We start from the raw sequence: 13,555 nt of genomic DNA, 5'->3' as shown, positions 1-13,555 counted from the left end.
GCTCCTTATAACCATTTCGGTAAAAATAATAATGCGCCAATTAGTGCACTAATGCAAGCAAATACTAACACAGCACCTGCAGCAATATCCTTCGCTTGTTTAGCAAGTGGATGCACGTCAGGCGATGCTAAATCTACCACGCGCTCAATCGCTGTATTTAGCATTTCTAGCGCAAGCATCACGCCGATGACGAGCAATAACACACACCACTCGATTAATGTAAAACCAGTCCACCACGCGGCAATAATGACGACGATGGCACTTAAACAATGCGAGCGAAAATTTTGTTCGCTAAAGCTACTGCGTATGCCGGCAAAGGCGTAACCAAATGAACGAATAAATTTGGTGACGTTCATTCGCGCGCTAAACCGAAAGTAGTTAAAATTTCGTCTTGTTTACTAAACATTTCACGCTCATCCGCTTCATTCATATGGTCATAGCCAAGTAAATGCAGTAAACCGTGCACGGCTAAAAATCCGAGTTCACGCTCAAAGGTATGTCCGTACGACGCTGCTTGCTCCGCTGTGCGCTCCGTCGAAATAATAATATCACCTAGCATGCGTGGCATACCTGGTACGACGATGTCTTCTTCTTCCTCGAGGGCAAAAGAAATGACGTCGGTCGGTGCATCTTTATCGCGGTAGTCGCGATTAATTTCTTGGATGGCCGCATTCGTTACAAATGTTACCGAAATCTCCGCGTCTTCCTTAATGCCTAAGTGCGTGAGTGCGTGGCGTAAAATCGCATCCACAAGTTGTTGATGAGCTGGCTTCACCTCAGCTGTTTCATCTAAAAAATCAATCGTTACCATACCATTCGCTCCTTACTTCATTTCAGGGTACTCAATGCGTGAATGGAAAATCCCGTTCAATGTTTCGCATAGTACTTCTTCTATCGTTTTTAATTGTTTAATGGAAATATCACATTCATCAAATTGATCATCTTTTAAACGATCATCAATAATGGCTTGCACCAGCTTACGAATTTTCTCAGGTGTTGGCTCTTTCATTGAGCGCACCGCAGCTTCTACGCTATCGGCTACACTAATGACTGCCGCCTCGGTCGTTTGTGGCTTAGGACCAGGGTAGCGGAAGTCGGCTTCGTCTAATTCTTTCCCCTCTTCTTTCGCTTTATACCAGAAAAACTTTAATAAACTCGTACCATGGTGTTGAAGCGCGATATCAATAATTTCTTGCGGCATTTTATGTTTGCGCAGTAAATCAGCACCGTCTGTCGTATGCGCCATAATAATTTCAGCACTTTTTTCAGGTGCCATCGCATCGTGTGGGTTCATGCCTGCCATTTGGTTTTCAATGAAGAAGGTCGGGCGTACTGTTTTACCTACGTCATGATAATAACAACCAACGCGCGCTAGCAAGCCGTCTGCCCCAATCTCCTCACATGCCGCCTCAGCTAAATTAGCTACCATCACACTATGATGATACGTGCCTGGCGTTTCAACGAGTAATTTTTTCAATAGCGGGTGGTTAGGGTTAGATAGCTCAATTAAGCGCAGGGCCGATAATACCCCGAACGCTGATTCGAAAAATGGCAATAAGCCCATCGCGAGCGTTCCTGACATAAAGCCCGAGGCAAACGCCGCTACTGCATAAAATAACAGCTCTTTCATGCCATAGTTTGACTGTGTCATCAATAAGTAAAACATAATAAACACAAGGTTAACGAGCGAAACAATACCACTTGCCGTTAAAATATGCGAACGTTTTTCGACCGTGCGCATAAAGAACAAGCTCGCAAAGCCACCGAAAATAATATAGAGCGCCATTTCCATTTGTAATACAGCCGAATAGCCTTCTTGGAAAATAACACCCGCTGCCGCTGCAATGAGCACGGTAATTAAAATAGCGGTGCGCTCATTAACTAGCATGCGTACGAGCATGGTCGCTAAAGCCGTCGGGAAAACGAAGAAAATGAGCATATCAAAATCATTGGCAATTAAGCTAACGAGCTTCATTAAAACGATGGACATCGCATAAATAATCATCGTAATCAGCAGCGCGTTACGCTTTTTGCGCAGCGTTAATGGCTCTCGCTCAAACAGCATATAAATAAAGGTCATCTCCAGTAAAATAAAGAGCGCTAAACCAGCTACTGGCTTTAAAGAACGCTGATTATCAGTCATGCCGAGTAACTCGAGCTGACGATACATATCATCGTTAATAATTTGGCCTTCTTGCACGATAATTTGCCCTTGTAACACACGCGTTGGCTCAACGCTTGCTCGCGCCTGTTCTATCAGTTTATTCGTTTGGTCCTTATCTAGTATTTCTGTTTCTACGATGCTCGCTCGACCAATATGTACGATGGCATCTTGTGCTGCTAAATTTAGCGGCAAACGCGCGCGTATTTTAGACTCTACCGCATCTTGCTCACTCGCTACACGCTCTGTACGAATCGGGCGTTCGAGCGCCGCTTTCACAAAGCTCACCACTTCTTTTTTAGCGTGCACGAGCTGTTTATTATCGAGCGCGAGTAACGCGGTTAGTTGCTCATCCGATAAATCGATTTTAATTTCTTTATTATCTACAGAAGCTAGCTTTTTCTTTAGTGCTTTTAGTTGCGCCTCTTTGGTGTCGGCTTCTTCTTGTGCAGTCGTTATATAATCAAATAGCGAGGTAACAATTGCGGTTCGTTGCCCTACAATGGCGTCCGAAAAAACATACACAGGTTTTACTTCTAGCGCAGCCTTCGCTTTTTCTTGTTCGGTTTTAACGGTATCTTCAATCGTTTTCGTTGATCGAACCGTCTCTGGTGCTAATTGCAAAGGTTTAAAATTATACGTGGTGCCTTGTACATTGCCAAGCATTAAACTAAATTGCAATAATCCGGTTAAGGCAAGTACAACGACTAAAAAATAACGAAAATTAATTAACTTCATTATTTTATCGATTTGTTTTTCCACAAAACGCACTCCTTCCATTACTTATCATAACAAGTTATGCGCCGTTTTACCGTAAAAAAGCCAAAAAAACAGCTACAAAATTTGTAGCTGTCACATTTCATTTTCGTTCTCTGTATACGCTTGAATAATTTTAGCTACCATCGGGTGACGCACGACATCGCCTTGCTCTAATGTTTGAATATGAATTCCCTCAACATTTTGCAAAATGCGCTCCGCAATAATGAGCCCTGACTTCGTATTGCGCGGCAAGTCAATTTGCGTTTTATCACCAGTTACAACCATTTTAGAGTTAAAACCTAAGCGCGTTAAAAACATTTTCATTTGCGGGTGCGTCGTGTTTTGCGCTTCGTCTAAAATGACGAAAGCATCATCTAACGTACGACCACGCATATAGGCAAGCGGCGCAATTTCAATTGTACCACGTTCAATTAAGCGGTCCGTTTGCTCCGCCCCGTACATATCGTGCAGCGCATCATACAGCGGACGTAAATACGGATCGACCTTCTCTTTTAAGTCACCTGGTAAGAAACCGAGCGACTCGCCTGCCTCTACGGCTGGGCGTGTTAAAATAATTTTTTTCACTTGTCCCGTACGCAATGCTTGCGTTGCCATAACGACAGCTAAATACGTTTTACCTGTACCTGCTGGCCCTATGCCAAAGACTACGTCGCGATGGCGTATGGCACGAATATACTCGCGCTGCCCAATCGTTTTAGCACGGATTGGCTTCCCCTTGGCACTGCGCGCAATTTCTTCATCATATAACGCGCTAAAAAAAGCTAAGGTGCCTTTATGCTCCATTTCGATAGCTGAAGCAACATCGCGCATATCAATATTGCTATTTTTACGAATGACCTGCAGTAAAGCATTCAGCACATCAGTGGCACGCTGGGTTGCGTCGTCTTCACCCATGAGTTGGATACTTTCACCGCGTGTGACAATTTGCACATGAAAAGCTTCTTCAATCATTTTAATATTGGCATCTGCCATCCCAAGTAGCATAATGGCTTCATTTGGGTCATCGACTTGCAAAGTTGCTTTATTTTCTGACATTCACTAATCCCCTTACTACAGATTTTTCACAGTTTAACTGTATCACTCAAACGCTTATCTGTAAAAGGTTTTGCCATATTATTTATACAAATTAACTAATTTTTCTGCACGCTCTTGCATGCGCTTTCGTAAACTTGCTGGAGCGAGCACTTCCATGTTTTCACCTTGGCTAAGCAACCACATTTCAATACCTCGTAAATACACCTCAGCTTCAATTATTACGGCACTGGCTTCGCGTTTAATAATTTTACCCGTCGGCAAGCGGTCAAGCACTGCTTCGGGCGAGGTACCGCTAAAGCGTAACTTCACGACCGCTACTTCACCAGTATGCATAAAGTGAATGCGTTGCTGAAATTTACTTTCTTCAAAGCGCTGTGTTTCTGAGCGTTCAAAACGTTGCTTACAATGAATATGCTCAATGCGATCAATGCGATAAGCGACCGGATGAGGACGCTCAGGGTTATGGCTTTCCGCAATTACATAAAAATAAAATTCGGAAAAAACAACACCCAACGGCTCAATATGATAAGCCTTCGCTTCAGGTTCATGCTCTTTTTTATACATGATCATTACCGCTTGTTTGCCGCGACTCGCCTCTGCTAGCTCATACACTTTATCCATGATAGAAGAGCGATGAGTAAGCTCTACGTAATAATGCATTTCATTGCTCACATAAGCATCGATCATGCGCTGGCGTTCACGCGGTAAATGGCGATACATCTTCTTTAAAATCGCTTTCATCTCTTCTTTTAAAAATGCACGGGACTCTAACAATATTTTAAGCGTAGCTAAAATTTCTTGTTCGTTTAAAATGTCCGTCGTCTCTGCATCTAAAACATAGCCACCTTGCGCTTTACTGTAAACGAGATGATACGGAGAGTAATCTTCACCAAAAATACTGCGTAACTCATCGATATCTCGTTGTATCGTTTTTAAACTCACATTAAATTGTAGTGCTAATTCTTTCTTTTTTAAAATTTTACCTTCTTGTAATTCTCTAAACATCCATGTTACACGTTGTGTTTTATTTTTATAATTCACCGTCATCACCTACCATTTATATATATTTTTAGTATAACAAGGTTAGCGGTCAGTATATGTCCATCCATAAAAAAACAGCCAGCAAACACGAGTTTTCGTGTTGCTGACTATAATTAACGACGATTTTTGCGTGATTTTGGCTGGCCAAGTACCTCAGACATAATCACTGCCTGTATTAAATCTTGATGTTTAGGCGATTTACGCACGACTTCGATAGGCTTTACCGTAGTATCTACTACCGATGATTTTTCCATGCGCTCCTGCATTGACTCCCTAACCCGCGTAACAGATTCCATAACGGGCTCCGGCTGCGGCTCAAGTATTGGCGCTGGCTTAGGCTCTGCCGGTGCTTTTGGCTCTAGCTCTCCTAAAATCTCACGCGCAAATTCTTCAAATGTCGGGCGCTTTTCTGTAGGAAATAAAGGTTTAGGCATCGCAACCGGACGCTCTTGTTTCACAGGTGGTGCTGTAGGCTCTACCTTTTGCACTGGGGTTGGTTTTGGCGATTGTTGCTCTTTTTTCTTAGACTTATCAATAATCGCACTGACAACCGCAGCGATAATTAAGAAAACTAACGGTTCCATGCGGTGTCACTCCTTTGATTACTCTTGGTCGTCATGCTTATCAAGCTTTGCACCTTTAGCGATTGACTCACGCATTGATGTATCTGCTTGAATATTATTATAGTTAATAAAGTCCATTACGCCTAAATTACCTTTACGTAATGCTTCAGACATCGCAAATGGTACTTCTGCTTCTGCCTCAACTACTTTTGCTTTCATTTCTTGTACTTTAGCGATCATCTCTTGCTCTTTTGCTACCGCCATTGCACGACGCTCTTCAGCTTTCGCTTGTGCAATGTTTTTGTCAGCCTGCGCTTGCTCAATTTGTAGCTCAGCACCGATGTTTTTGCCGATATCAACGTCTGCAATGTCAATAGATAGAATCTCGAAAGCTGTACCTGAGTCTAAACCTTTTGCGAGTACGGTTTGCGAAATCATATCTGGGTTTTCTAATACTTGTGTGTGGCTTACTGAAGAACCAATGGTTGATACGATACCTTCACCAACACGGGCAACGATTGTTTCTTCACCCGCACCACCAACAAGACGCTCGATGTTAGCGCGCACTGTAATACGTGCTTTTGCTTTTACTTCGATACCGTTCATCGCAACACCTGCGATAAATGGTGTTTCGATTACTTTAGGGTTTACTGACATTTGTACCGCTTCTAGTACATCACGACCTGCTAAGTCGATAGCTGCACAGCGTTCAAATGTTAATTCAATATTAGCACGGTGCGCTGCAATTAACGCATTGACTACGCGGTCAACATTACCACCTGCTAAGTAGTGACTCTCTAACTGATTAATCGTTACAGGTAAACCTGCTTTATGTGCCTTAATTAACGGGTTTACGATACGCGACGGAATTACACGACGTAAGCGCATACCAATTAATGTGAAAATACTTACTTTAACGCCTGCTGCTAATGCCGAAATCCATAGCGCGACAGGTACGAATGTAAAGAATACCGCAAGTACAATTAAAATTACTACGATACCGATACCTAAACTAATTGTTGATAAATCCATTCGTTATGCCTCCTTAGTTTTTCTCACGACAATGCGTGAACCTTCTACTTTAATTACTTCTACACGTTCGTCTGCTTCAATATAAGCACCTTCACTTACGACATCTAAGCGCTCATCTTGAATAGTAATCACACCTGCAGGACGAAGTGGTGTTGCCGTTATCCCTACGCGCCCAATCAAATCAATGCGATTAACATTTGACACGTAGCCGTCTTCAGTTGTGGTTGCATCTTTTAATACGAGACGATTTAACATCGATAACTTTTTACCAAACACTTTCATAATAACCACCATCCCTATAATTGCGACAAATCCTGCAATGACAATGGACAACATCATATGGGTAACGTCTGCACCTGCTGTCAATAAACTCGCAATGACCATCACTGTACCTATCATACCAATAATGCCACCAGGTATAAAAAATTCTGCACCGATTAGCGCAATCCCTAATACTAATAATAGTAACGACTCATAGCCCGCAAAGCCAGCGACAAGGTGACCGAAGAAAAACAGCCCTAGCGCCGAAAGCCCCATCGTACCAGGAATGCCAAAACCAGGCGAATACAGTTCAAGCACAAGACCTAAACTCGCAATCGATAATAAAATAGGAACAATAATAGGGTTAGTAATAAAGCGTGCTACATTTTCAAAAAAGGTTGGTGTCACTTCTACCACGTCACGTCCGTCAAGCTTAGTTGCTTTTAACACATCGCCTAATGTTGCCATCGTACCTTGCGAATAGTTAATTTCTTGCGCCTCTGATGGCGAAAGTGTTAACAACTTTCCTTTAGGTGCACCGTACTCCGAAACATCAATCGTGTCGTCAGCCATTGCCATCGCATACTTAGGGTTACGCCCTGATGACTCTGCTGCCGCTTTCATCTGCTTTAACCATGCGCTTTGTGCTTTTTTATCCGCCGCGTTGCCTGCTTGATCGATGACCGCCGCTGCGCCCATCGTCGCGCCTGGTGCCATATAAATTTCATCGGCATACAGCGCTAAAAAAGCCCCAGCAGATAGCGCATCTTTATTAATGTAAGCAATGGTACGAATATCTGTTTCTTGCATCAACATCGCAATTTGCCCGGCAGCAGACGTAAAACCACCTGGCGTATTAATATCTAGCACAATAGCATCCGCTTGGTTTTCTTTAGCTTCTTTAAAAGCACGTTGTAAAAAAGCGTATAAGCCTTTTTCAACCTCTTCATGAATGGGAATATGATATACAGCATTAGCGGTGTAAGTTGCCGCACTTGCTGTTGTAAGCGCTGGAATCCATAACACAGTGCTGAGGATGAATGCGCACAATAACCTCGCAAAATGTTTCACCTTCACACTAACAACCTCCTTCCTTGTAAGCCTTTACTTATTCTACGTGAGAAAAATTAAAAAGTTTCAAAAAATTAAAAGTTGCGTCGATTTTAGCACTTCCGCTAACATACGTCATACGATATAGCGGCGCATACGCAAATGTAACGATACGAAAAATGCCTAGTACGAATAAATTCGTACTAGGCATATCAATTGTCTGTTCAGTAAAATCAAATTGCGTGTTGAATAACGTGCGGGATTGAGTAAAGAACTAAATTACCACTTACGTTTACGTGCAGCTTCTGATTTCTTTTTACGTTTAATACTTGGCTTTTCGTAAAACTCGCGCTTTCTAACTTCCTGAATTGTACCACTTTTTGATACAGTACGTTTGAAGCGGCGAAGAGCATCTTCAAGCGATTCGTTTTTGCGAACTACAGTTTTTGACATCTCTCTTTCCCTCCCTCCGAACACACATCAACACAGACATACAAATTCATGTACGTTGTGTACTAGAAAATTATACCGTACTCCATCTTTTTGGTCAACAATTAATAATTTTCTTTTGACGTTTTATCATTCATAATCGCAACACCTGAGCTTGCGCCAATGCGTGTCGCACCAGCGGCTACCATTGCTTGTAAGTCGGCTTTGCTACGCACACCACCTGAAGCTTTAACACCGAGCGCATCGCCCACTGTTTTACGCATTAAAGCTACGTCTTCAGCTGTCGCACCTCCTGTTGAAAATCCAGTAGATGTTTTAACGAAAGTTGCGCCTGCTTTTTTGCTTAATTGACAAGCGCGCACCTTTTCTTCGTCAGTTAATAAGCATGTTTCAATAATTACTTTTACTAACGTACCATTTGCAGCTTCAACTACCGCTTTAATATCCGCTTCAACTTGCACATCATTGCCGTCTTTTAACGCACCGATATTAATCACCATATCGATTTCTGTTGCGCCGTTTGCTATAGCGTCTTTTGTTTCAAATGCTTTGACCGCTGAAGTTGTTGTGCCTAACGGAAAACCGATTACTGTACATACGGCCACGTCTGTACCTTTTAACGCCTCCGCACAGTAATGAACCCATGTTGGGTTGACACATACCGATGCAAAATTGTACTGTTTGGCTTCTTCGCAAACTTTCGCTACTTGCTCACGCGTAGCGTCTGCTTTTAATAATGTGTGATCAATATATTGAGCATAATTTGTTGTCATAAGTAAACTCCTTAATCCACCTTTTAGTTGTACGTACCTCTTTACTATATCATACATCTGTCTGATTGCGTGAAGGTTCTTCGATATGGTCATACGTTTTTTCTGCATATATGATAGCGCCGTCAGACGACACATAGCGAGTCGTAACTTGCGGTGCTTCATTTCCTTCATAAAGTTGATAATAAAACGCTTCCATTAATAAAGCCGGTTCAATTACCGCGGTTAAAAGATCGCGGTAATACGCTTGATCTTTCATATAAAACGTAAAGACGCGTAAATCTTCACTTACAATAAAATTACAATACGCTTGTGCTTCAGGCAATGCTTGCGCCTGTACGACTTCATAAAATGTGCTAAATAGTTCTTTAAATTCTTGTAGCGCGAGCGCTTTGTCGGCTTGTGTCATATATAAAGAAAGATAACCATCGCGTAACACATATTTTTTAATGCGTACTTCATCATAATTTCGAAACTGTTTAATATTACCTACTACATCATTCGGTATTTTAACTTCGCATAACTCCTTGTCCATTACGAGGAGCCCCCTCTATCTTACGTTTTTCTATTCTATTCCCTATGCCTTATTTTTTAAACATACGTTCTTGCTAATTATAGGGCTATGGACTCAAAAAAGAGGTACTACCATAGTGTAGCACCTCTAACACTTAATGTTGTTCAATTGTACGTAATACTTGACCTTCATTATAAGGATAGCCTGATTTCGTCAGTTTTACCGCTACGATATCACCAATCATCGCTTCATTGCCTTCAAATACAACTTTTAAATAATTATCGGTATAGCCTACGTATAAATCTTGACCGTCGTTATCTTTAAACTTCTCTTCAGGGATAACCTCAACAACTTCGCCTTCAAAACGGCTCGCATATTCCTTCGCTAACTGGTCATTTAACGCGATTAGGCGATGTACACGTTCATTTTTAATTTCCTCATCAATTTGGTCTGGCATACGCGCTGCTGGCGTACCTGTACGTTTTGAATAAGGGAAAACATGTAGCTCTGAAAACTTATGGTCGCGGATAAAGTTATACGTTTCCATAAATTCTTCTTCTGTTTCACCTGGGAAACCTACAATCACATCAGATGTTACCGCTAAATTTGGTAGTGCTTCTGTTAAGCGTGTAATACGGTCAGAGAAGAAGTCCATCGTGTATTTACGACGCATGCGTTTTAATACGGTATCTGAACCCGATTGAATTGGGATGTGTAAATGATTAACAACGATTTTTGATTCACGTAGCACATCAATCACTTCATCTGATAACTGTGAAGCTTCAATAGAAGAAATACGCAGACGTTTAAGCCCCTTCACATTTGCTTCTAAGTCACGTAATAATTGCGCAAGATTATAGTCTTTTAAATCTTCACCATAACCACCTGTGTGAATACCTGTTAATACGATTTCAAGATAGCCTGCATCAACTAATTGCTGTGCTTGCTTAACTACTTCTTGCGGATCACGCGAGCGCATTAAACCACGCGCCCAAGGGATAATACAAAACGTACAGAAGTTATTGCATCCCTCTTGGATTTTAAGTGATGCACGCGTACGGTCAGTAAACGCTGGTACGTCTAATTCTTCATAGACGCGGTTTTTCATAATATTACGCACGGCATTAATTGGCTTACGCTCTTTGCGGTATTCTTCAATTAAACCTAGCATTTTTGTGCGGTCTTGTGTACCAACAACAATATCAACACCTGGGATTGCCATAATCTCTGCTGGTGATGTTTGTGCGTAACAGCCCGTTACACAAATTACTGCATCAGGATTTTGGCGAATTGCACGACGAATGACTTGACGTGATTTTTTATCCCCCGTATTTGTTACCGTACATGTATTAATGACATAGACATCTGATTGATGCTCAAAGTCAACACGCTCATAGCCATCCGCCTCAAATAATTGCCAAATGGCCTCTGTTTCGTAATGGTTTACCTTACAACCTAACGTATATAGACTCACGGTCTTTGGTAGCTCGTTATTCATATTTATTTCATCCTTCCATTATATGCACTAAAAAATATCAACGTGTTTAATAATAGCATATTGCCATGTATTCTTTCCATGTGTATTGTTTAGTAGATACAATTAAATAGACTGCACTGAAAGGATTGTATTGTTTGAAAAATGGTGTTTATTGCAAAATAAAAGTGGTTCTTACGCAAAGTTGGTGCAAGGTTCATCTCGATATTATACGGGTATATCATATAAAAAGGATTGATTTATATGCTTATCCCATGGCAATTCCCAGATTCCTTCGTCCGTCTCGTTTCCATCACAGAACAATCAAACGGCTATAAGGTTGCGTTAGCTAGTACAAAATCAGCCGCTACTTGTCCGCAGTGTGGTCGTCAAACAACGAAAAAACATAGTACGTATACACGGCATATTCAAGATCTTCCTTGTGCTAATTTTTCTGTTGACATTCATTTGACGGCTTCAAAATGGCGCTGTCATGTGCCAACTTGTTCTCAGCGAATTTTTACAGAACGCTTTTCTTGGCTTACGCCTTATGCGAGGAAAACGCTGCGTGTTCTTCATTTATTACAGCACTTCGCTTTCGCTACAAGTTGCGTAGTGGCAGCGAAATTAGCGAAGACGGCTGGTATTTCCGTTAGCCATGATACGCTACTACGTCTTATTTATCGAACAGACGTCACACCACGAGCGATTTCGGCTGTCATTGGAATCGATGAGTTTGCTTGGCGAACAGGACATACTTATGGAACGATTGTTTGCGATTTCGTTACGAGCCGTATTGTCGCTGTGTTACCGGATCGGCAGCCAGAAACTATTTCTCGTTGGCTCAAACAACATCCTCATATTCAAATTGTGAGTCGAGACGGTTTACTTGCCTTTAAAGAAGCCATTGATGAAGCAAATCCAAAGATTATCCAAATATCAGATCGTTGGCATTTCATTAAAAATTGTAAAAAGCGGTTAGACGATTTACTTTTATCCGCTATTCCGTCCTCAATCGAACGCAAAAACACAACCGAAGAATCACCAACCTTGCCACTTTCTAAAGCTGAACAACGTGCAATTGAAAGAAAAGAACAGAAAAAACGATTGATCGTACGTGTCAGAGAAGCCTATCAGTCAGGGAATTCCATTCGTCAATTAGCTCACTATTTTCAGCTAGATTCTCGAACCATAAAAAAATATGTGACTGCTGGCGACGCTTGGTTAGAAGCAGCTCGTAGAAAAACACCACATCCATTTCATGCACGCATTGTCGAGTTAGAGACAACACGTATGACCGTTAAAAACATCCATGCGCAACTTGTAAAAGAAGGTTTTTCAGGTACTTATGGTGCCACACGTATGACGGTGGAATCGATTCGTAAAGCAAGAAAACTAAATCTAGACAGCGAGCAGGGAGATTTAATGAAGCGACCACAAGTGAGTGCGTTACTTTGGAAATGGGCCGAGCAACTGACAACGGACCAAGCACAATGGCTCGCCTATGTACTCCTTGAATATCCGATGTTAAAAGAAATCTATGAGCAAGTACAAACTTTTCGAAAAGCTGTAGAAGCACGTGATTATTCACGATTTTTGACGTGGCTAACCGAACAGCTTTTCGCTCAAACACAACCATTCTATGCCTATGCGTCACGTTTAAGACAGGATTTAAAAGCGGTGAAAAATGCATTTGACTATCCTTATACAAACGGTTTCGTCGAAGGACATGTGAATCGATTAAAAACGGAAAAGCGTCGTTTATATGGACGAGCCAGCGTTACATTATTGGAAAAAAGAGTCCTTTTTCGACATTGATATTTTTCTGAAATAACATTTAATTTCTTTATACATATCCACGCTTTCTGAACACCAAAAGTGCGTAAGAGCCACTTTTCTGTTGCAAAACACAAATGGTTAAAATCCGACATTAGAGATTTCATTTTGTTTATCAATGTAACGAAGTAAAATCGTTTCTAAATTCCCTTCGTTTTTCACAAAATCTTTTAGTAACTGACTTTTAGCCAATGCTTACTCCCCCTAAAAAAGTTCTACCATGGTTTGTTTTATATATTTACACGTCTGTTGATTAACTAAATTTTCCTATAAAAAACTAATAAAAAAGAGAGATTCCATGTAAAATGTAAGTTACCACACCAACATTTACGAGGAGGAATCTCTCATGGCTAAGAATACCACGATTTTCACATTACTTCAAAACTTTATTTCACAGGAAGAACTGGACGGGATTCTAGCTGAGTTTCAGTTTGAAGATACGGCTCGTAAATGTAATGTAACGACACTTTTAGACTACTTGGTTGGTGCTGCTACATTTGAATGGAAAAGTATGCGCCACGCTGCGGATGTTGCACCCGCACACGGCTTAAAATCAGTGGACTATTCGACACTTTCAAAACGTTTAGG

At 41.4% G+C, this 13,555-nt stretch carries 13 protein-coding genes and 1 pseudogene; 2 read left to right on the top strand and 12 right to left on the bottom strand.

What is annotated here, in order from left to right; all coding sequences use genetic code 11:
• Positions 1–5: 5 nt before the first annotated feature.
• From DDE80_RS07845 to mtaB, 12 genes are all read right to left on the bottom strand, one after another.
• Complete coding sequence (locus DDE80_RS07845) at positions 6–356, bottom strand: diacylglycerol kinase family protein (protein WP_108307114.1); 351 nt, start codon at positions 354–356, stop codon at positions 6–8.
• Positions 353–811, bottom strand: coding sequence for an rRNA maturation RNase YbeY (gene ybeY, locus DDE80_RS07840; RefSeq protein ID WP_108307113.1), 459 nt, complete (start codon positions 809–811; stop codon positions 353–355). The genes DDE80_RS07845 and ybeY overlap by 4 nt, the downstream gene beginning before the upstream one ends.
• Before the next feature lie 12 nt (positions 812–823).
• Positions 824–2,923 (bottom strand): HD family phosphohydrolase, encoded by a 2,100-nt coding sequence (locus DDE80_RS07835; protein ID WP_108307112.1) that lies wholly within the window; start codon positions 2,921–2,923, stop codon positions 824–826.
• A 90-nt stretch (positions 2,924–3,013) separates the two neighbouring features.
• The gene (locus DDE80_RS07830) at positions 3,014–3,976 is read right to left on the bottom strand and encodes a PhoH family protein (protein WP_108307111.1); all 963 of its coding nucleotides are present in this window, start codon (positions 3,974–3,976) and stop codon (positions 3,014–3,016) included.
• Positions 3,977–4,054: 78 nt separating this feature from the next.
• Positions 4,055–5,017, bottom strand: coding sequence for a helix-turn-helix transcriptional regulator (locus DDE80_RS07825; RefSeq protein WP_161952297.1), 963 nt, complete (start codon positions 5,015–5,017; stop codon positions 4,055–4,057).
• A gap of 113 nt (positions 5,018–5,130) precedes the next feature.
• A complete protein-coding gene (locus DDE80_RS07820) occupies positions 5,131–5,601 on the bottom strand; it encodes a hypothetical protein (RefSeq protein WP_108307109.1) in 471 nt (156 codons plus the stop codon).
• Positions 5,602–5,619: 18 nt separating this feature from the next.
• A complete protein-coding gene (floA, locus tag DDE80_RS07815; RefSeq protein ID WP_108307108.1) occupies positions 5,620–6,612 on the bottom strand; it encodes a flotillin-like protein FloA in 993 nt (330 codons plus the stop codon).
• Positions 6,613–6,615: 3 nt separating this feature from the next.
• Positions 6,616–7,950, bottom strand: coding sequence for an NfeD family protein (locus DDE80_RS07810; protein ID WP_427901800.1), 1,335 nt, complete (start codon positions 7,948–7,950; stop codon positions 6,616–6,618).
• Positions 7,951–8,202: 252 nt separating this feature from the next.
• On the bottom strand, positions 8,203–8,376 hold the full coding sequence (gene rpsU / locus DDE80_RS07805; RefSeq protein WP_036144734.1) for a 30S ribosomal protein S21: 174 nt from the start codon (positions 8,374–8,376) through the stop codon (positions 8,203–8,205).
• Between the two features lie 101 nt (positions 8,377–8,477).
• Positions 8,478–9,146: a deoxyribose-phosphate aldolase gene (gene deoC / locus DDE80_RS07800; protein WP_108307107.1), complete on the bottom strand. Its 669-nt coding sequence runs from the start codon at positions 9,144–9,146 to the stop codon at positions 8,478–8,480.
• Positions 9,147–9,195: 49 nt separating this feature from the next.
• Complete coding sequence (locus DDE80_RS07795) at positions 9,196–9,678, bottom strand: hypothetical protein (protein WP_108307106.1); 483 nt, start codon at positions 9,676–9,678, stop codon at positions 9,196–9,198.
• A gap of 133 nt (positions 9,679–9,811) precedes the next feature.
• Positions 9,812–11,155 carry a tRNA (N(6)-L-threonylcarbamoyladenosine(37)-C(2))-methylthiotransferase MtaB gene (gene mtaB / locus DDE80_RS07790; RefSeq protein ID WP_108307105.1) on the bottom strand — a complete coding sequence of 448 codons (1,344 nt, stop codon included), beginning with the start codon at positions 11,153–11,155 and terminating at the stop codon, positions 9,812–9,814.
• Between the two features lie 240 nt (positions 11,156–11,395).
• On the opposite strand from mtaB, the gene DDE80_RS07785 reads away from it, so the two are divergent.
• Together DDE80_RS07785 and DDE80_RS07780 are read left to right on the top strand one after the other, a co-directional pair.
• A complete protein-coding gene (locus tag DDE80_RS07785) occupies positions 11,396–12,949 on the top strand; it encodes an ISL3 family transposase (RefSeq protein WP_108307104.1) in 1,554 nt (517 codons plus the stop codon).
• A 364-nt stretch (positions 12,950–13,313) separates the two neighbouring features.
• A pseudogene (locus DDE80_RS07780) lies at positions 13,314–13,555 on the top strand (IS4 family transposase); the annotation flags it as partial.

Source organism: Metalysinibacillus jejuensis, from assembly GCF_003057615.1.
Lineage (GTDB): Bacteria > Bacillota > Bacilli > Bacillales_A > Planococcaceae > Metalysinibacillus > Metalysinibacillus jejuensis.
Note: the sequence above shows the minus strand (reverse complement) of the source record. Positions and strands in the feature narration are given on the sequence as shown.